Annotated in this window: 15 protein-coding genes; 11 read left to right on the top strand and 4 right to left on the bottom strand. The window is 59.4% G+C overall.

Annotated features, from left to right (window positions below):
• Window positions 1-112 precede the first annotated feature (112 nt).
• Window positions 113-652 (top strand): TetR/AcrR family transcriptional regulator, encoded by a 540-nt coding sequence (locus tag ACVWSC_RS08550; RefSeq protein ID WP_442113206.1) that lies wholly within the window; start codon window positions 113-115, stop codon window positions 650-652.
• Between the two features lie 26 nt (window positions 653-678).
• Complete coding sequence (locus ACVWSC_RS08555; protein WP_442113208.1) at window positions 679-1,512, top strand: alpha/beta fold hydrolase; 834 nt, start codon at window positions 679-681, stop codon at window positions 1,510-1,512.
• A 3-nt stretch (window positions 1,513-1,515) separates the two neighbouring features.
• Here ACVWSC_RS08555 and ACVWSC_RS08560 read toward each other — a convergent pair whose 3' ends face one another.
• Window positions 1,516-2,250, bottom strand: coding sequence for an ATP-binding cassette domain-containing protein (locus ACVWSC_RS08560; protein WP_442113210.1), 735 nt, complete (start codon window positions 2,248-2,250; stop codon window positions 1,516-1,518).
• Window positions 2,250-2,996 (bottom strand): ABC transporter permease, encoded by a 747-nt coding sequence (locus ACVWSC_RS08565; RefSeq protein ID WP_442113212.1) that lies wholly within the window; start codon window positions 2,994-2,996, stop codon window positions 2,250-2,252. Before ACVWSC_RS08565 ends, ACVWSC_RS08560 begins: the two co-directional genes overlap by 1 nt.
• Window positions 2,997-3,461: 465 nt before the next feature.
• On the opposite strand from ACVWSC_RS08565, the gene ACVWSC_RS08570 reads away from it, so the two are divergent.
• From ACVWSC_RS08570 to ACVWSC_RS08580, 3 genes are all read left to right on the top strand, one after another.
• The gene (locus ACVWSC_RS08570; RefSeq protein WP_442113214.1) at window positions 3,462-3,902 is read left to right on the top strand and encodes an acyl-CoA thioesterase; all 441 of its coding nucleotides are present in this window, start codon (window positions 3,462-3,464) and stop codon (window positions 3,900-3,902) included.
• 49 nt (window positions 3,903-3,951) lie between these two features.
• Window positions 3,952-4,911: a tRNA dihydrouridine synthase gene (locus ACVWSC_RS08575; RefSeq protein ID WP_442113216.1), complete on the top strand. Its 960-nt coding sequence runs from the start codon at window positions 3,952-3,954 to the stop codon at window positions 4,909-4,911.
• A gap of 114 nt (window positions 4,912-5,025) precedes the next feature.
• Window positions 5,026-5,472 (top strand): Hsp20 family protein, encoded by a 447-nt coding sequence (locus ACVWSC_RS08580; RefSeq protein ID WP_442113218.1) that lies wholly within the window; start codon window positions 5,026-5,028, stop codon window positions 5,470-5,472.
• A 706-nt stretch (window positions 5,473-6,178) separates the two neighbouring features.
• Here the strand turns inward: ACVWSC_RS08580 and ACVWSC_RS08585 are convergent.
• On the bottom strand, window positions 6,179-9,475 hold the full coding sequence (locus ACVWSC_RS08585) for a sensor domain-containing protein (RefSeq protein WP_442113220.1): 3,297 nt from the start codon (window positions 9,473-9,475) through the stop codon (window positions 6,179-6,181).
• 53 nt (window positions 9,476-9,528) lie between these two features.
• A complete protein-coding gene (locus ACVWSC_RS08590) occupies window positions 9,529-10,419 on the bottom strand; it encodes a LysR family transcriptional regulator (protein WP_442113223.1) in 891 nt (296 codons plus the stop codon).
• A 132-nt stretch (window positions 10,420-10,551) separates the two neighbouring features.
• On the opposite strand from ACVWSC_RS08590, the gene leuC reads away from it, so the two are divergent.
• From leuC to ACVWSC_RS08620, 6 genes are all read left to right on the top strand, one after another.
• Window positions 10,552-11,985: a 3-isopropylmalate dehydratase large subunit gene (gene leuC, locus ACVWSC_RS08595; RefSeq protein WP_442113225.1), complete on the top strand. Its 1,434-nt coding sequence runs from the start codon at window positions 10,552-10,554 to the stop codon at window positions 11,983-11,985.
• A complete protein-coding gene (gene leuD, locus ACVWSC_RS08600) occupies window positions 11,982-12,626 on the top strand; it encodes a 3-isopropylmalate dehydratase small subunit (protein ID WP_442113227.1) in 645 nt (214 codons plus the stop codon). Before leuC ends, leuD begins: the two co-directional genes overlap by 4 nt.
• Before the next feature lie 122 nt (window positions 12,627-12,748).
• Window positions 12,749-13,831, top strand: coding sequence for a 3-isopropylmalate dehydrogenase (leuB, locus tag ACVWSC_RS08605; protein ID WP_442113229.1), 1,083 nt, complete (start codon window positions 12,749-12,751; stop codon window positions 13,829-13,831).
• Between the two features lie 68 nt (window positions 13,832-13,899).
• Complete coding sequence (asd, locus tag ACVWSC_RS08610) at window positions 13,900-15,012, top strand: aspartate-semialdehyde dehydrogenase (protein ID WP_442113231.1); 1,113 nt, start codon at window positions 13,900-13,902, stop codon at window positions 15,010-15,012.
• Between the two features lie 230 nt (window positions 15,013-15,242).
• Entirely contained in the window at window positions 15,243-16,253 is a 1,011-nt protein-coding gene (locus ACVWSC_RS08615; RefSeq protein WP_442113233.1) for an aspartate-semialdehyde dehydrogenase, read from the top strand.
• 72 nt (window positions 16,254-16,325) lie between these two features.
• A complete protein-coding gene (locus ACVWSC_RS08620; RefSeq protein WP_442113235.1) occupies window positions 16,326-19,076 on the top strand; it encodes a motility hub landmark protein FimV in 2,751 nt (916 codons plus the stop codon).
• The last annotated feature ends 68 nt before the right edge of the window (window positions 19,077-19,144 follow it).

Here is a 19,144-nt window from a genome sequence, read left to right on the forward strand (position 1 = left end):
AAAAAGTTTCCCTCCACTGCAAGTGTTTGCCGCGCGACGAGCGGCACACGAAAGCGCTTGCAGAAAAATATTATGAGAATAATATTTCGAGCATAATATTCGGAGGCGAGTCATGAACGACAAAAAAGCAAAAACCCGTGAACGGATTCTCGATGCCGCCTGCAGTGCCTTGATCCAGCACGGCCCCGCCGAGCCCAGTGTCAATCAGGTCATGGGGGCTGCCGGGTTGACCGTCGGTGGCTTCTACGCGCACTTCGACAGCAAAGACGCGTTGATGCTGGAGGCCTTCAGCCAACTGCTCTCTGAACGTCGCGCCTTGTTGGCCGAAGTAGACCCGAACATGACAGGTGAGGAGCGCCGGGCGCTGGTTGCCGCGTTCTACCTGTCACGCAAGCACCGTGACGCCACCGAACGTGGCTGCCCATTGCCCACCGCCTTGAGCGAGATGGCGCGTCTTCCTGATGCCTTTCGCCAAGTGCTGGCCGACCACCTTGAACAGATGATGGCCAACCTCGCCGACAGCCCCGAAGACGCCGATAAAGTCCTGGCTGACATGGCCTTGATGATCGGTGGCCTGGCCCTGGCCCGCGCCTTGGGCACTGACGAGTTGTCTGACCGTATCCTGCGTGCCGCCAAGTCGGCGGTTGTCTGACTCGCACTATCCACCGGAGCGAAGCGATGAATACCTTGAGCTGGATTCGTAGCGTAAACGGTACCCTCGGACACCTGGCGCCGGAGCACATCGCCGGCAAGATGCGGCGCGCTTTCATGACCCCGCGTAATTTGCCGCCGCGTGAGTGGGAGTTGCCACTGCTGGCGAGCGCCGAGCGCATTACCCTGCGTTTCGGATTATCGGCGTTGCGCTGGGGGCAAGGGCCTACGGTGTTGTTGATGCATGGTTGGGAAGGGCGGCCGACTCAGTTCGCCCATCTGATCAATACCCTGGTGCAATCCGGCTATACAGCCGTCGCGTTGGAAGGGCCTGCCCATGGTCATTCGCCGGGCGATCAGGCACATGTCGTGCTGTTTGCGCGAGCGCTGCTGGAAGCCGCTGCCGAGTTACCCCCCTTGAAGGCGGTGATTGGCCATTCCATGGGCGGCGCCAGTGTGCTGTTGGCCTTGCAGTGGGGCCTGCGTGCAGAGGCTGTAGTGAGTATTGCTGCGCCAGCGCGATTGATTGGCGTGCTGCGTGGTTTTGCGCGGCGTCTGGGCATGCCGACCCGCTCGCGCGCAGCGTTCATTCGCCAGATTGAGCGCGATCTTGGTGTACAGGTATCGCGCCTGGATGTGAGTGGCTACCAACTGGAAATGCCCGGCCTGATCGTCCACGCTGAAGACGATCAGTTGGTACCGGCCAGTGAAGCGCAGGTTATTCACGATGCTTGGTTCGATAGCCGGTTGATGCTGTTGCCTGAAGGCGGGCATCAGCGTGTGCTGGCTGATTCGCGGGTAGTTGAAGGCATCATGGCTCTGCTTGAGCGTCGCACGTTACCTGCGGAGCAATCGGCTTGAGGGCTAAGGCGCCGCGCTAACGGAAAAGGCGGCGTCCTGAGTCAATGACTTAATGAACGCTTCATCGAGTGACGTTGCGTTGTATCTTTTCAAGTAGTCCTCGCCGCCTGTGAATGTTAAGAACTGGCCATTGCTGATCGAATGGAATACATCACAATGGTTTGCCAACTCCTCAATGTAGTGAGAAGACACCAGTATGGTGGTGCCTTGGCTCGCAGCCTGGCGCAGGCATTGCCATATGTAATAGCGGAATTCGGGATCGACACCTGCTGTAGGTTCATCGAGGATGACCAGATCGCTAGGTATCAGCAGCAGCGATAGAGTGAAAAAACATCGTATTTCCCCGTAGCTGCAAACAGCAGGCTTTTTCTTGCTGATTTCCCGGTAGCGATTGCCAATTTGGACTGGCCACTGTGCCAACTTGGCGGCGACCTGTGCAGCGGATGGCGGGTTTGCGCAGGTGAGCGCCGCCAACAGCTTGAAGACTTCACTCATGCGAAGTGAACTCGGTGTCGATAAGGTCTGCGAGAGGTAAAGCTGTGTATTGGCCGTGTTCGTCACCGTACCGGATTGCGGTCTTCGGAAACCGCAAAGCATATCGAAAAAGGTCGTCTTGCCTGATCCGTTGGGGCCTAGCAGGCCAGTGATTGTGCCTTGCTTGATCTCAAGGGACGCCTTGTTGAATAAGTTTTTGTTGCCAAAGCTATGGCTGATTTCGCGAACGCTGAGTAAGTTCATTAGTAGCGGCTCCACACAGGCTGAATGCGAAGAAACTTGTAGAGAATCCAGCTGCAGGCCAACAGCAATACTATTGCACCTATCGCTATAAAGATGAGATTGGGTGGATTATTGATAAGTGCTTGCGCCACTATCAGCGGGTTGAACGAGTTGAAGCCTTCAAGTGGACTGCCTGAGGTTGCGCCGAGGTAGCTGAGCGATAGCATCATGAAAGAAGCAATCGAGAATAGCGTACTTGCGGTCGAGAACTTCAGTGGCAAGAGTGCAATCAGCAGCCCGATAGATGAGAAAACGGTGTAGCAAATAAAAAAGCGGAGCAGCAGAGTTGCTAACTCTACTGCCGAGTAAGCTCCAAACGCTGGGCGTGTCACTAGATAGAATACAGTGCCGTAGCACAGGGCGATAAGCGAATATCCGATAATGTGTGCGCATAAATACAGCGCAATTGATGAGCGCTGATAGATGAATGAGCGAACGAATCCGCTTTCACGTCTGCCGATCAGATAAAAGCTGCAACCGAAGAGGGCAGTGCTTGACGCTATGTAGGCATAAAACCAGGATGAAGCAAGTGTGTAGTCGGTGGTGAGGGTTTCTCCGTTGCTCCGTAGAAAAGTCAGAAAATAAAAGAAGGCACAAGGTGAGGCGATCGTCCAGAGGATGGCGATGGGTTCGCTGATTTGTTCCTTGAAAAATATATGTACAAGTGTTTTGAGCCTGCGACTTGTTTTGTTTGTTGATTTTTTCATGCTTTGGATTACTCACCGTTTTTTTTTTTGTGAGTGTTTAATGCATTAAATGTTCAGTGTCAAAGTGGGTGGTGTGTGGTTTTTATTTTTGTTTTTTTATCTTGGTTGGGTGTGGTGTTTTATATTCTCTCAGGTGATTCTTTTTATTTTGTAAGAGTGCTCTTTGATTTTATTTTGTGTCAGTTCTGTATTTTTCTTTTGTAGGGCTGCTCTTTGTTTCATCAAGAAGGGTCTGCTTTTTGTGTGATTTGTTCTGGCGGCGATCATTTGAGAGGTTTACTTTGTTTTACAAAAAATGCGCGTTGCGACGAGTGGTTTGGGAATAGTTTCCTGGCTATCTATGAGCATGAAGCGATTGGTTGGAACGCGAGTTAGCAGTCCGCCTCAGTCCTACGTCTTTACGACGCGGCAATCCGCCTAAGCTTCCGTTACACTCTGCCCGTTCATCACAGACCTGGAGCGGGCATGAGTTGGGATCTGGCAACACCGTTCATCATCGATCTGCGTGTCGCAGCCGACGATATCGATGGCCTCGGCCACGCCAACAATGCGGTCTACGTGACCTGGCTGGAACGCTGTGCCTGGCGCCATTCCCAGCGTCTGGGGCTGGATCTGGCTGAATATCGGCGCCTGGACCGGGCGATGGCGGTGGTCCGCCATGAGATCGATTACCTGGCGGCAGCATATGAGGATGATGAATTGCAGTTGGCAACCTGGATCGTCGATTGGGATCAGCGCCTGAAGATGACCCGACGCTTCCAGCTGGTACGCCCCAGCGATGGCACGACCTTGCTGCGTGCGCAGACCACGTTTGTCTGCATCGAGTTATCCACAGGGCGGCCGAAGCGCATGCCGGGCGAGTTCATAGACGGCTATGGCCCGGCGCTGATGGTCGGAGCGCTGTAGCTCACGGATTTTGCTAGACTGCGGGCCTTTTTCGCCCGAGATGCAAGCCATGCAAATTGCCCTGGCCCCGATGGAGGGGCTGGTCGACGATATCCTTCGCGACGTACTGACTCAGGTCGGCGGTATCGACTGGTGTGTCACTGAGTTCATTCGCGTCTGCGACCGGCTGTTGCCTGCTCCGACCTTCGACAAGCTGGCACCTGAACTGCGCCAGGGTGCGCAAACCGCTGCCGGGGTGCCGTTGCGTGTGCAGTTGCTCGGGTCTGACCCTGTTTGCCTGGCAGAAAACGCCGTGCTGGCCTGCGAGCTGGGCGCGCCGGTGATTGATCTGAACTTTGGTTGCCCGGCCAAGACTGTGAATAAGTCTCGCGGCGGGGCGGTGTTGCTCAAAGAGCCGGAACTGCTGCATGCCATTCTGCGTGAAGTGCGCCGCGCTGTCCCGGCGCATATTCCGGTGACCGCCAAGATGCGTCTGGGCTTCGACAGCCCGGATGGCGCCCTGGATTGCGCGCGGGCGCTGGCCGAGGGCGGGGCTGAGCAGTTGGTCGTGCATGCGCGCACCAAAGTCGATGGTTACAAGCCGCCTGCTCACTGGGAGTGGGTCGCCAAGGTGCAGGATGTGGTCAAGGTGCCGGTGTACGCCAACGGCGAAGTCTGGACCCTGGATGATTGGCGGCGTTGCCGCGAAGTCAGTGGGGTAGAGGACATCATGCTCGGTCGTGGTCTGGTGTCGCGCCCGGACCTGGCTCGGCAGATTGCCGCTGAGCGTGATGGCGTTGAGTTCGTGCCGATGGACTGGCAGAGCCTGTTGCCGCTGATTCAAGACTTCTGGGGTCAGGCCCGGGCGCAGATGACCCCGCGTCAGGCGCCGGGGCGACTGAAGCAATGGGTGGCAATGCTGACCCGCACCTACCCGGAAGCGGTGGCGTTATTTACCGAGCTGCGCCGTGAAACCGACTGCGATCGGGTCGGGCAGTTGATCGGAGTAGCGGTCAGCGAGGCGGCCTGAAAAATTTTTCTGGTGTCGCTTGAAAAGCAGACGAGGGTCCTTATCTAGGTAGTACGCGATGCCGAAGTCGGGTCGCGTTACTACACAAACTCGCTGATTTTCAGGAGATGTACCATGACTACTGCTTTTTCTCTGGCTCCACTGTTCCGTCATTCCGTAGGCTTCGACCGTTTCAACGACCTGTTTGAATCTGCGGCGCGTAATGAGGCGGGTAGCAGCTACCCACCCTACAACGTTGAAAAACATGGCGATGACCACTATCGAATTGTCGTTGCTGCAGCTGGTTTCCATGAGCAGGACCTGGACCTGCAAGTGGAGAAGGGCGTCTTGACCGTCACTGGCGGCAAGCGTGAAGGCAACGGCGAAAGCGTCACCTATCTGCATCAGGGCATTGCCCAGCGGGCGTTCAAGTTGTCGTTCCGCCTGGCCGACCATATCGAGGTCAAGGCTGCGGCACTGGCCAACGGTCTGCTCAGCATCGACTTGCTGCGCATTGTGCCTGAAGAGGCCAAGGCCAAACGTATCCCGATCAATGGGGATAGCAAGCCTGCACTGAACTAAGTGCTGTGGTGAAAAGAGGGCACCTTCGGGTGCCCTTTTTTATGGTTCACGGATTGTCGGGGGAAGAATTGGCTTTGAGGGCTGCGGGCTTATCCCTTCGATGTGGTGACTGTGTTGGCCCCTTCCGCCCTTACGGCGGCCTACTTTCTCGCGGGAAAGTAGGCAAACCGCTCGCTCCTGCATCCGGCCCTACGCTGCACTTCGGGTTCCTTCGCTCCGGCATTGCTCCCGTGAGGACCGCGCTAACGGGCCATCCATGGCCCGAAGCGCTTGACGGGCTCCTGCCCGTCACCTCACTACGCAATACCTCCACTCAGCCTCCTGAAGTCGCAGACCGTGGCGCCTGAACTAACGCGCACGCAAAGCAAAAGCAAAGCGACAAACCACCCCAACCGACATTAGCGAAGCTAACGCCAGCCCAGGCGCTGCCCGTAACTTAGCGACTTCAGGAGGCCGACCGGAGGACTTGTCGCGGTGGGAGCGGGCTTGCCCCGCGATCTGGCGCGATATAGCAAATCGCGGGGCAAGCCCGCTCCCACCATGTGTCCGGTCCATACACCAAGAAAAAAGGAGGCCGCCACAACAAATGGATAAGCTCACAGCTCACAAACCAAAACCAATCCTTCCCAAGGATCCATGAAGAACCTTTTTTATGGGGGTTGTGGAATGTCGGGAAGGATTGCTGGCTTGCTGCAGTAGTGGGCACTCAATGATCCGCAGGCGCCTCCAGTAGCAATTGCCGGAACTGCCCCAACGGCAGCGGCCTGCTGTGCAGATAGCCTTGATACAGGTAACACCCCTGCCGTTCGAGAAACGCCAATTGCTCGGTCAATTCCACGCCTTCAGCAATCACCGCTAGCTCCAGGCTGTGCGCCATGGCAACGATGGCTCGAACGATTTCCGCGTCGTTAGGGTCCACAGGCGCGTCGCGCACAAACGACTGGTCGATTTTCAAGGCATCAACCGGTAAGCGTTTGAGGTAAGTCAGCGACGAGTACCCGGTGCCAAAGTCATCCATGGCAAAGCTCACGCCATAGCGTTTGAGTTCGCGCATTTTGTTGATGGTGTCTTCCAGGTTCTGGATAACGATGCCTTCGGTGATTTCCAGTTTGAGCATGTGGTAAGGCAAGCCGAAGTCATCCAGGCTACGCAGTACCCGCTCAACAAAATCGTTCTGACGAAACTGGCGCGGGCTGATGTTGACGCACAGGCTGAAGTCGTCAGCTTCGATCAGGTGGTCACGCAACATGCCGGCGCAGGCATCGCAGGCCTCATCGAGTATCCAGTTGCCAACTTCCAGAATCAGGCCGCTTTCTTCCAGAACCTGGATGAATTGGGCGGGCGGTTGCTGGCCCAGTTGCGGGTGGTGCCAGCGCAACAACACCTCGGCACCGACAATATGGTTATCGCGGGCATCAACCTGCGGCTGGAAGTGCAGGGCCAATTCGCCACGGGCCAAGGCCATGCGCAGGTCGCTCTCCATGCGCAGGCGCTCGCTGGCGGCTTTCTGCATGGTGGTGTGGAACAGTTGGGTGGTGTTGCGCCCGGAGTCTTTGGCCCGGTACAGGGCGATGTCGGCTCGCTTGAGCAGGTCGGCTGGGGTCGAGCCGTGATCGGGAATCAGCGCCACGCCAATGCTTGGCGTGACTTGCAGGCGTTGACCGTCAAGGAACATCGGTTCGGCGAGCAATTCGCGCAGGGTGTCGGCCAGTTCGCGGACTTTGTCCGTGACCTCGTCGCGGCTGCCGTCCAGGCCGCTGAGCAGTACCACGAACTCGTCGCCGCCCAGGCGGGCCACGGTGTCTTCCATGCGCACGCTGGCTTCAAGGCGCGCGGTGATGATTTTCAGCACCGTGTCGCCAACCGGGTGGCCGAGGGAGTCGTTGATGTGTTTGAAGTGGTCGAGGTCAAGGAACAGCAAGGCACCGCGCAGGTTGTGGCGTTTGAGCAAGGCGATCTGCTGGCTCAGGCGGTCCATCAGCAGGGCGCGGTTGGGCAGGTTGGTCAGGGGATCGTGGTAGGCCAGGTGGCGGATCTGTGCCTGGGCGTTTTTCAATTGGCTGACATCACGGGCGGTGAGCAGCAGGCAGTGGGTCTCGTTGAGGGTGATCGGCTCGATGGATACCTCCACCGTGAGGATATCGCCGCGTTTGTTGCGACCGAGCATTTCCCGGTGGTGCACACGGCCCTTGTCCTGCAGCTCGGCGATCAGCATGGAACGCTGTTTGTCATCGGCCCAGATGCCGATCTCATACACGGTGCGACCAATCACTTCGCCGGCGTTGTAACCGGTCAGGCGACAGAAGCCGTCATTGATCTCCAGATAACGGCCACTGACCAGCTCGGTGATGGTGATCGCGTCCGGGCTGGAATGGAACGCTTTGGCGAACTTCTCTTCGCTGGCCTTGAGCGCGGCTTCGGCCCGTTGTTGCTGGGTGATATCGCGCAGGGTGGTGACGCTGCAGGCGTGGTCGTCGACTTTGATCAGGCGGCTGGAAATCACGCAGGTCAGCGTTTGACCGTCTTTATGGTTGACCACGACGGCGACGTTGTTCAGCGCTTCGTCGCGGATCACCTGCTCGATTCGGCGGGCCCGTCCGGCAGACTCGGCCCATAAACCGACTTCCTCGGCGTTGCGGCCAATGACCTGTGCCGCGTCCCAGCCGAATGTCTGGGTGAAGGCCGGATTGATTTCGATGAATTGACCGTTGTCCTGACGCGTCACGCAGATCGGGTCCGGGCTTGCCTGGAACAAGCTGGCGAATTTTTCTTCCGAGCTGGTCAGGCGTTGCTCGCGCTCAACCTGATCGGTGATGTCGAGCAGGGTGCCGGCCATGCGCAGCGGATTACCCTGTTCATCGCGATACAGCCGGGCGCGGCTTTCGATATAGCGCACCGTGCCGTTTTCCAGTTGCACCTGGTAAGTGATCTGGTAGTTATCGGCCGGGCCTTCACGCAGGCTGCGGTAGGCCTTGCGCATGCTGTTGCGTTCTTGCTCTGGCACGCCTTCGAAAAACGCGTCGAAAGACTCATGAAACGGTTCGGCTTTCATCCCGTGCAGCTCGGCGGCGCGTGCCGAGCCGTAGAGCATCCCGCTGGGAATATGCCAGTCCCAGGTGCCGAGCTGGGCGGAATCGAGGGCCAGGTCGAGTCGTTCCTGGCTGTCTCTGAGGGCCTGGTCGGCGCGCTTGCGCTCGCTGGTATCGACGAAGGTGCTAAGCAGGTAGACGGTGCCTTCGAGCTCGATGTTCTGGGTGCTGAGAATGCCGTCGTGAACCTTGCCGTTGCTGGCGCAGAACTGCACCTCCAGCGTTACCGGGCCGCTGGTGCTGCGGGTGGCCTCAAGCACCAGTTGGCGCTGGTTGGGATTGGCCCACAGGCCCAGTTCGATGGTGGTTTTGTTGATCACCTGGTGGCCGGGCCAGCCCAGAGTCTGCTCGAAGTGTTGGTTCACTTCGTAGATCAAACCGTCGGAGCGACGCGTCAGCAACACCACGTTGGGGCTCAGGTGAAACAGGGTGGCGAAGCGTTTTTCCGAGTTGATCAGCGCCGTTTCGCGCTCGCGCTGGCGGGTGATTTCGCGGATAACGCCGATCATCTGCGGGCGGCCGTGTTTATCCTTGGCCATGCTACCGTTGATTTCCAGCCAGTGCAGGCTCCCGTCGGGCCAGCGGATACGGTGACGCAGGGCCTGTTCCACCGGCTCACCGTTAAGCACCGCATGAAACGCCTGCAAGGTGCGGGCGCGGTCTTCGATGGGCAGCAGGTCGAGGTAGTCGACGTCGTTGGGTAAGGGTTGTTGCGGGTCGAAGCCGAATAACGCCTGGGTGCCCCGTGACCAACTGATGTGCCCGGTCTCGACATCCCAGAACCATGCGCCCAGGTGCGCGCCATTCAACGCCGCCAGGAGTTGCGGGGCATTCTCCCAGGTTTGCTCCAACGCCTGGGGGTCTGCCGAATGGATACGCGGCAGACGCGGAAAGCGATTTACTGATTTGGGCATCGATACCAGACCTTTGGCAGATGACACGTCCTTGAGGGTTGTACTGACCGGTTTTACCTCAGTGGCTCAGGGCTGCTTGCATGGCTGTCGAGCAGTGCCATAAAGGCCTTGGCTGCATTCGATAACGTTCGTTCGGTGTGCAGAATGTAGCCTAGCTGGCGCGACAGCTGTACGCCCGGCAATGCGATAGGCGCAACCTGCTCATCGAGCATAGTACGCGGCAGCACGCTCCAGGCCAGGCCAATGGAAACCATCATTTTTATGGTTTCCAGGTAGTTGGTGCTCATGGCGATGTTCGGGGTCAGCCCCTGGGCTTCGAACAGGCGCTGAACAATATGGTGGGTAAAGGTGTTGCCGCCGGGGAAAACTGCCGGGTGATGGGCAATGTCAGCCAGGCTCACGGCGCCGTTGCAGGCCAGTGGGTGCTCTGGGGCGGCGACGAAATCCAGCAGGTCGTCCCACACCGGCACCGCCTGAATCAGCGCATGAGGCTCCGGGGCGAGGGTGATCACGGCGATTTCGGCGCGGCCGTGGAGTACTTCGTCGTAGGCCGCTTCCGAATCCAGAAACTCAATATCCAGTGCAACGGCTGGGTACTGGCGGGTAAATGCCCGTAAAACCGGGGGCAAGCGGTGCAGGCCGATGTGGTGGCTGGTCGCCAACGTCAAACGGCCTGCCACTTCACCGGTGAGGTTGGTCAGGGCGCGGCGGGTATCGTCCAGCACGTTGATGATCTGGTAGGCGCGCGGTAACAGGGCGCGGCCGGCTTCGGTCAGGTTGACCTCGCGGCCAAGGCGGTCGAACAGGCGCACATCCAACTGCTGCTCAAGCCCGGCAATGCGTTTGCTGATGGCCGGTTGTGTGAGGTGCAGGCGCTCGCCTGCCCCGGAAAAGCTGCCGGTTTCGGCCACGGCAATAAAGGCATTGAGGTTAGCGACGTCCACCGTTCTCGTATTCCTTGGAGTTATTCAAAGCATAAAAATTATGAATTTGAGTTATTCAATCTACCGTCATAGCATCGTCCGTACAAGCCAAGTGGTTATTGGCATAGAAAGACGCTGATGAGGAACAGTCTGATGGCCGGCAAAACGCTCTACGACAAGCTCTGGGATTCGCATTTGGTCAAACAGCGCGACGATGGTTCGGCGCTGATCTATATCGATCGTCACATCATTCACGAAGTGACGTCGCCGCAAGCCTTCGAAGGCCTGCGCCTGGCCAATCGCAAACCCTGGCGCATCGATGCCAACATCGCCACGCCGGATCACAACGTGCCGACCACCCCTGAGCGCAAGGGCGGTATCGACGCCATTGTCGATCAGGTGTCGCGTTTGCAGGTGCAGACCCTCGATGAAAACTGCGACGAATACGGCATCACCGAATTCAAGATGAATGACGTGCGTCAGGGCATCGTTCACGTCATCGGCCCGGAGCAGGGCGCCACCTTGCCGGGCATGACAGTGGTGTGCGGTGACTCGCACACCTCCACCCACGGTGCCTTCGGCGCCTTGGCGCATGGCATCGGTACTTCGGAAGTCGAGCACGTGCTCGCCACCCAGTGCCTGGTGGCCAAAAAAATGAAAAACATGCTGGTGCGTGTTGAAGGCCAGTTGCCGTTTGGCGTCACCGCCAAAGACATCGTATTGGCGGTCATCGGCAAGATCGGCACCGCCGGTGGCAACGGCCATGCCATGGAATTCGCCGGTAGTGCGATTCGCGACTTGTCCGTCGAAGGCCGTATGACCATCTGCAACATGTCGATCGAAGCCGGTGCACGTGTGGGCCTGGTGGCGACCGATGAAAAGACCATCGCCTACGTCAAAGGCCGCCCCTATGCGCCGAAAGGCGAGCAATGGCAGCAAGCCGTAGAGGCCTGGAAAGACCTGGTCTCCGACGCTGATGCCGTGTTCGACACCGTGATTGAGCTGGACGCCGCGCAGATCAAGCCGCAGGTCAGCTGGGGCACTTCGCCGGAAATGGTTCTGGCGGTTGACCAGCGCGTTCCGGATCCGGCGGCTGAAGCCGATCTGGTCAAGCGTGGCTCGATTGAGCGTGCCTTGAAGTACATGGGCTTGAGCGCCAATCAGGCGATCACCGATATCCAGCTTGATCGTGTGTTCATCGGTTCCTGCACCAACTCGCGAATCGAAGACTTGCGCGCAGCTGCCGAAATCGCCAAGGGCCGCAAGGTCGCTGCGACCATCAAGCAAGCCATTGTTGTGCCGGGTTCGGGCCTGGTTAAAGCCCAGGCTGAGCAAGAAGGCCTGGACAAGATTTTCCTCGACGCCGGTTTTGAATGGCGCGAGCCGGGCTGCTCGATGTGCCTGGCAATGAACCCTGATCGCCTGGAGAGTGGCGAGCATTGCGCCTCCACCTCCAACCGTAACTTTGAGGGGCGTCAGGGTGCTGGCGGCCGTACCCACCTGGTGAGCCCGGCGATGGCCGCTGCCGCCGCTGTAACCGGTCGTTTTGTCGATGTTCGCGAGTTGATTCAAGGGAGTGCAGCATGAAAGCCTTTACCCAGCACACTGGCCTGGTCGCGCCTTTGGACCGTGCCAACGTCGACACCGACCAGATCATTCCCAAGCAGTTTCTGAAGTCGATCAAACGCACCGGCTTCGGCCCGAACTTGTTCGATGAATGGCGTTACCTGGATGTTGGCCAGCCGTACCAGGACAACAGCAAGCGCCCGAAGAACCAGGACTTCGTCTTGAATCACGAGCGTTATCAGGGCGCCAGCGTGTTGCTGGCCCGTGAGAACTTCGGTTGCGGCTCAAGCCGTGAGCATGCGCCTTGGGCGCTTGAAGAATATGGCTTTCGCAGCATCATTGCGCCGAGCTACGCCGACATTTTCTTCAACAACAGCTTCAAGAACGGCTTGCTGCCAATCATCCTCAGCGATGAGGAAGTCGACGAATTGTTCAAGCAAGTCGAAGCCGACCCGGGCTATCAGTTGACAATCGATCTGCAGGCGCAGACGGTAACCCGTCCTGATGGCAAGGTGCTGAGCTTCGAAATCGACGCCTTCCGCAAGCACTGCCTGCTCAACGGCCTGGACGACATCGGCCTGACCTTGCAGGACCGCGATGCCATCGAAGCATTCGAAGGCAAGCACCGTGCGAGCCAGCCTTGGTTGTTCCGCGATGTTTGATTGAAGTCATCGCGGGGCAAGCCCGCTCCCAACGTAGGAGCGGGCGTGCCCCGCGATCAGCCCCACAATATTTTGAAGGCAAGCCAACATGGCCTGCCGCTTGATTCGAACAAGAGGAACCCATGAGCAAGCAGATTCTGATTCTCCCAGGTGATGGTATCGGTCCGGAAATCATGGCCGAAGCGGTCAAGGTGCTGGAGCTGGCCAACGACAAGTTCCAGCTCGGTTTCAGCCTGTCCCACGACGTTATCGGTGGCGCCGCCATCGACAAGCACGGCGTGCCATTGGCAGACGAGACCCTGGAGCGTGCACGCCAGGCAGACGCAGTACTGCTGGGCGCCGTAGGCGGCCCGAAGTGGGACAAGATCGAACGTGATATCCGCCCTGAGCGCGGCCTGCTGAAAATCCGCTCGCAACTGGGGCTGTTCGCCAACCTGCGTCCGGCGATCCTCTACCCGCAACTGGCCGATGCCTCGTCGCTGAAACCGGAAATCGTTGCTGGCCTGGACATCCTCATCGTGCGTGAGCTGACTGGTGGCATTTACTTCGGCGCCCCGCGTGGCACCCGTGAGCTGGAAGGTGGCGAGCGCCAGGCCTACGACACCCTGCCGTACAGCGAAAGCGAAATCCGCCGCATCGCCCGCGTTGGCTTCGACATGGCCCGCGTGCGTGGCAAGAAGCTGTGCTCGGTGGATAAAGCCAACGTTCTGGCCTCCAGCCAGCTGTGGCGTGAAATCGTCGAGCAAGTCGCCCAAGACTACCCAGACGTCGAACTCAGCCACATGTACGTCGACAACGCCGCCATGCAACTGGTGCGTGCACCCAAGCAGTTCGATGTGATGGTCACCGACAACATGTTTGGTGACATTTTGTCGGATGAAGCTTCCATGCTCACTGGCTCCATTGGCATGCTGCCTTCAGCGTCGCTGGATGCCAACAACAAGGGCATGTACGAGCCGTGCCACGGCTCTGCGCCGGACATCGCCGGGCAGGGGATCGCCAACCCGCTGGCGACCATTCTGTCGGTGTCGATGATGTTGCGTTACAGCTTCAACCAACAGGCGGCAGCCGAAGCAATTGAAAAGGCCGTCAGCCTGGTGCTGGATCAGGGGCTGCGTACTGGCGACATCTGGTCGGCAGGCTGCAGCAAAGTAGGTACGCAGGAAATGGGCGACGCAGTAGTCGCAGCGCTGCGGAATCTGTAATCTCTCGGGCCCGCTGCTGTTTTTCCTTGTGAAGCAGCGGCCCACTTTTTAGCAAAGGTGCAGTTGCGATGAAACGTGTAGGTCTGATCGGTTGGCGCGGTATGGTCGGTTCCGTGCTCATGCAGCGGATGCTGGAAGAGCAGGATTTCGACCTGATCGAGCCGGTGTTCTTCACCACCTCCAACGTAGGTGGCCAGGGTCCTGCTGTGGGCAAAGACATTGCCCCACTCAAGGACGCATACAACATTGAAGAGCTCAAGACCCTCGATGTGATCCTGACCTGTCAGGGTGGCGACTACACCAACGAAGTATTCCCCAAGCTGCGCGAAGCCGGCTGGCAGGGCTACTGGATCGACGCCGCTTCCAGCCTGCGTATGCAGGATGACGCGGTGATCATCCTTGACCCGGTCAACCGCAAGGTGATCGACCAGCAGCTGGATGCGGGTACCAAGAACTACATCGGTGGCAACTGCACCGTCAGCCTGATGCTGATGGGCCTGGGTGGCCTGTTCGAAGCCGGCCTGGTCGAGTGGATGAGCGCCATGACCTATCAGGCGGCATCCGGTGCCGGCGCGCAGAACATGCGTGAGCTGATTCGTCAGATGGGGGCTACCCACGCCGCCGTGGCCGACGATCTGGCCAACCCGGCCAGCGCCATCCTCGACATCGACCGCAAGGTCGCCGAGGCCATGCGCAGCGAAGCCTACCCGACCGAAAACTTCGGTGTGCCGCTGGCTGGCAGCCTGATCCCGTGGATCGACAAGGAACTGCCAAACGGCCAGAGCCGCGAAGAGTGGAAGGCCCAGGCCGAAACCAACAAGATTCTCGGTCGCTTCAAGAGCCCGATCCCGGTCGATGGTATCTGCGTGCGCATCGGCGCCATGCGTTGCCACAGCCAGGCGCTGACCATCAAGCTGAACAAAGATGTGCCGATCGCTGATATCGAAGGCATGATCAGCCAGCACAACCCGTGGGTGAAGCTGGTACCGAACCAGCGCGAAATCAGCATGCAGGAGCTGAGCCCAACCAACGTCACCGGTACCCTGAACATTCCGGTGGGTCGTCTGCGCAAGCTGAACATGGGTTCGCAGTACCTGGGCGCCTTCACCGTTGGCGACCAACTGCTGTGGGGCGCGGCCGAGCCGCTGCGCCGCATGCTGCGGATTCTGCTGGAGCGTTGATCTGACGCTGGCTGCACCTCCAGGCCCGTGCTGGTAACAGCACGGGCTTTTTTGTGCCCGCACTCACTGTAGGAGCGGGCTTGCCCCGCGAAGCGATGTGATTGGTAAACCGCAATCGCGGGGCAAGCCCGCTCCCACAAGAAGACAGTTGTGCCCACTGAGTCTGTGTAATCTTGGCCGCTATTGTGGTGTAAAGTGCCGCTCCCGCCGTTGCCGCAGAGAATGTCCCCATGAGCCAGCTTATTGATATCGCCGTGATCGGCGCCACCGGAACTGTCGGTGAGACCCTTGTGCAGATTCTCGAAGAGCAGGATTTTCCGGTGGGCACCCTGCATCTGTTGGCCAGCAATGAGTCGGCCGGCAGTGGCGTGATGTTCCGCAGCAAAAGCCTGCGTGTGCGTGAGGTCGACAGTTTCGATTTCAGTAAGGTCAAACTGGCGTTTTTCGCTGCCGGTCCTGCGGTGACGCGCAGCTTTGCCGCACGCGCCCAGGCCGCTGGCTGCGCCGTGATCGATCTGTCAGGCGGCCTGACCGCCGAGCAAGCGCCCGCGCTGGTGCCCGAGGCAAACGCCGCACGCCTGCAAAACCTGAAGAAACCGCTGCAAGTAAGCAGCCCGAGCGCCGCAGCGGTAGCGTTGGCCGTGGCCCTGGCGCCGCTCAAGGGCTTGCTCGATATCGAGCGTGTCAACGTCACTGCCTGCCTGGCGGTGTCGGCTCAAGGCCGCGAAGCCGTCAATGAGCTGGCGCGCCAGACTGCTGAGCTGCTCAATGCGCGCCCGCTGGAGCCGCGTTTCTTTGACCGGCAGATGGCGTTCAACGTGCTGGCCCAGGTCGGAGCGAACGACGCCGAAGGCCATGGTGCGCTGGAGCGCCGCCTGGTCAGCGAGTTGCGCGAAGTGCTGGAGCAGCCGGCCCTGAAAATTTCCGTCACCTGTATTCAAGTCCCGGTGTTTTTCGGCGATAGCTACAGTGTATCGGTGCAAAGCCGTGAACCGATTGACCTGGCGGCAGTCAATGCTGCGCTGGACGCTGCACCGAGCATCGAGTTGGTCGAGTCGGATGACTACCCAACACCGGTCGGTGACGCAGTCGGGCAGGACGTGGTCTATGTTGGACGGGTGCGCGGCGGAATTGATGATGACCACCAGCTGAACCTCTGGTTGACCACCGACAACGTGCGTAAGGGCGCGGCGTTGAACGCCGTGCAACTGGCGCAATTGTTGATAAAACATGTTGTGTAAAAGATACTTGCAGCTAATTTTTACCGAGATATTGCTCGCTTGCCGGGGGCGGTTCTTTCAAAGGATGAGGTCATGCTTCGAATTCGCAAACTGGTCTTAGCAATAGCCGCGGCGTCGGCGCTGTCGTCCGGTATGGCGCAAGCTCTGGGCTTGGGCGAGCTGACCCTCAAGTCGGCGCAAAACCAGCCGCTGGATGCCGAAATCGAACTGCTCGATGTGCGCGATATCACGGCCGCAGAAATGGCCCCGAGCCTGGCGCCGCCTGAAGAGTTTGCCAAGGCCGGGATCGAGCGCCCGTCGTACCTCGACGATTTGACTTTCACACCGGTGATCAACCCTAACGGCAAGAGCGTGTTGCGGGTGACGTCCAGCCAGGCGCTACCGGCACCGATGGTCAAGTTCCTGGTGCAGGTGATGTGGCCAAGCGGGCGGTTGCTGCGTGATTACAGCGTGCTGGTCAATCAGGCCGCGCTGCCGGGTGCCAAGCCGGAATCAGCGATCAGCCCTGCGGTCAGTGCGCCGGCCAGCTACACCACGGTACGGCGCGACACCTTGTGGGAAATTGCCTCGAAAGCACGTCAGGGTGGCTCGGTACAGCAAGCGATGCTGGCCATTCAGGCCCTGAACCCCGACGCCTTTATCAACGGCAACATCAACCTGCTGAAAACCGGGCAGGTGTTGCGCCTTCCTGATCAGCAGCAAGTCATGAGCATCCCGCAAGGTCAGGCGGTGGCAGAAGTTGCCGAGCAATACGCCGCCTGGCGTGAGGGCCGACGCCTGGGGCCGCGTGCCCGTCAGTTGGATGCTACCCGCCGTACTGGCGCTGAAGCGGCGCCAGCGCGCATTGCCAACCAAGACAACCTGCGCCTGGTCGCGCCGGGCAGCAAAGCGGCTGCCGGTAGCAACAAGGCCGTCAGCGATAAGCTCGCGATGGCCCAGGAAAGCCTCGATACCACGCGCCGTGATAACGCCGAACTGAAAAGCCGCATGACCGATCTGCAAAGCCAGCTGGACAAGCTGGAGCGCTTGATCGCGTTGAAAAACGATCAGTTGGCCAAGCTGGAAGCGCAAGGCGCTGCCGAGCCCGATGCCGCGGCACCGACGCCTGAGTCACCGGCGATTTCCGCTGAGTTGCAACCGGCGCCAGTGGCGTCGAACGCTACGCCAGCGCCTGCAGCGGTAGATACGGCGCCGCTCGATACCGCGCCACCTGCCGTTGAGCAGGCACCTGGCAGTTCCAGCAAAGTCCTCGATGACCTGATGGGTAATCCGGTGCTGCTGGCGCTGATCGGCGCTTCTGCCTTGTTGGTACTCCTGTTGTTGCTGTTGCTGCTGGCGCGCAAGCGCAAGGCAAACCAGGAAGCGGAAAAGCACTTGCGCATGGCACGTGCCCTGGCTGAAGAGGGCGAGCGTGGTCCTGACCTGGACTTGCCACCCAGCAGTTTCGATGGTCTGGAAGTGTCTGCGCCAAGCGTGACCTTGGCGCCGGCCGTGGTTGCAGCGTCTGCTGCGGCGGCCAGTGCTGCAGTGGAAAACACTCAGACCGCGCAGAAGCCTGCCGAACCGGCCCCGGCCAAGCCGCAACCGATGGCCGCGCCATTGGTGGCGCCGGCTGCCGATGCTGCGCCGGTACCCAGTGGTGATGCGCTGCTCGACGAAGTCGAATTGAGCATTGCCCGGGGTCGCCTCAATCATGCTGCTGAGCTGCTTGAGCCGGCCGTGGCGGCTGCGCCAGGGCGTAGCGACCTGCGTTTGAAGTTGATGGAAGTCTATGCGCGCCAGGGTGACCGCGACGCTTTTGTGGGTCACGAACGGCAGTTGATCGCCACCGGCCAGAACCATGCTGATGTCGAAGCCCTCAAGAGCCGTTTCCCGGCCATGGTGGCCTTGGCGGCAGCGGGCGGTATTGGCGCGGCAGCTTTGGCCGCCGAGCTTGATGCGCAATACGTCCAGGCATTGTTGCAGGACGCGCCGGCGGAAGAACCTGCGCCAGAGCCAGCAGCGGAGCCGGAGCTAGCGCCAGAACCAGAACCAGAACCAGAGTTGGCAGTGGAGCCGGAACCCGCCCCGGTTGCCGAGCTGGAGCCAGAACTGGAGCCAGAAGTGCAGCCGGTTGTCGAAGACGATCTGGACAGCGCCTTCGACCTCAGTCTGGAAGATGACCTGCAGGGCCTGGACCTGAACGAACCGCTGCAGTTGGGTGAGTCTGCACCTGAAATTGAGGTAGAGGTTGCGCCCGAGCCCGTGCCCGAGGCGCCGGTTGCCGAGATGGAGCTGGACGCGCCAGAGTTGCCAGTCGCCGAGCAGGCCCCGGTCACCCTGGATGACCTGGCTGATTTCGATCTTGACGTGGCAGGCGACCAAACAGCAGCGCTGCCAGCGCTCGAGCCGGTGGATATCGCTGCCGAGCTGGCCGCTTTCGACGAGACGATGCCGGAGTTCGATCCGTTGAGCGAACTGGAGTTGCCGGAGGACTTCGACCTGTCGTTGTCGCTGGAAGACGATTCTGACGCGGCCAAGAGCTTTGCGTCCGAACTCGATGACGTCAACGCCGAGCTCGACAAGTTGTCGCAAAGCCTGGAGCAGCCTTCGATCGAACCTCACTTCACCGCTGAGGACGCCTTGAGCGACGACCTGGGTGATGACCTGGAGTTCGATTACCTGGGCGGTGCCGACGAGGCCGCGACCAAGCTTGATCTGGCCCGTGCCTACATCGACATGGGGGACCATGACGGTGCCCGCGACATTCTCGACGAAGTGTGCAAAGAGGGCAGCGATGCCCAGAAGCAGGAAGCTGAAGAGATGCTTTCGCGTCTGGTCTGAAGCCTGCCTTTGTACGTCCGACGGCAGCCCTGGTGGCTGCCGTTGTCGTTATAATTCCCGCCATCTGC

It is taken from the genome of Pseudomonas sp. NUPR-002, assembly GCF_056322725.1.

Coding starts and splice junctions, on each gene's coding strand:
- leuD (WP_442113227.1), top strand. CDS start 11,982: ATGAAAGCCTTTACCCAGCACACTGGCCTGGTCGCGCCTTTGGACCGT.
- ACVWSC_RS08615 (WP_442113233.1), top strand. CDS start 15,243: ATGAGCCAGCTTATTGATATCGCCGTGATCGGCGCCACCGGAACTGTC.
- ACVWSC_RS08580 (WP_442113218.1), top strand. CDS start 5,026: ATGACTACTGCTTTTTCTCTGGCTCCACTGTTCCGTCATTCCGTAGGC.
- asd (WP_442113231.1), top strand. CDS start 13,900: ATGAAACGTGTAGGTCTGATCGGTTGGCGCGGTATGGTCGGTTCCGTG.
- ACVWSC_RS08555 (WP_442113208.1), top strand. CDS start 679: ATGAATACCTTGAGCTGGATTCGTAGCGTAAACGGTACCCTCGGACAC.
- ACVWSC_RS08585 (WP_442113220.1), bottom strand. CDS start 9,475: ATGCCCAAATCAGTAAATCGCTTTCCGCGTCTGCCGCGTATCCATTCG.
- ACVWSC_RS08550 (WP_442113206.1), top strand. CDS start 113: ATGAACGACAAAAAAGCAAAAACCCGTGAACGGATTCTCGATGCCGCC.
- ACVWSC_RS08565 (WP_442113212.1), bottom strand. CDS start 2,996: ATGAAAAAATCAACAAACAAAACAAGTCGCAGGCTCAAAACACTTGTA.
- ACVWSC_RS08570 (WP_442113214.1), top strand. CDS start 3,462: ATGAGTTGGGATCTGGCAACACCGTTCATCATCGATCTGCGTGTCGCA.
- ACVWSC_RS08575 (WP_442113216.1), top strand. CDS start 3,952: ATGCAAATTGCCCTGGCCCCGATGGAGGGGCTGGTCGACGATATCCTT.
- ACVWSC_RS08620 (WP_442113235.1), top strand. CDS start 16,326: ATGCTTCGAATTCGCAAACTGGTCTTAGCAATAGCCGCGGCGTCGGCG.
- leuC (WP_442113225.1), top strand. CDS start 10,552: ATGGCCGGCAAAACGCTCTACGACAAGCTCTGGGATTCGCATTTGGTC.
- leuB (WP_442113229.1), top strand. CDS start 12,749: ATGAGCAAGCAGATTCTGATTCTCCCAGGTGATGGTATCGGTCCGGAA.
- ACVWSC_RS08560 (WP_442113210.1), bottom strand. CDS start 2,250: ATGAACTTACTCAGCGTTCGCGAAATCAGCCATAGCTTTGGCAACAAA.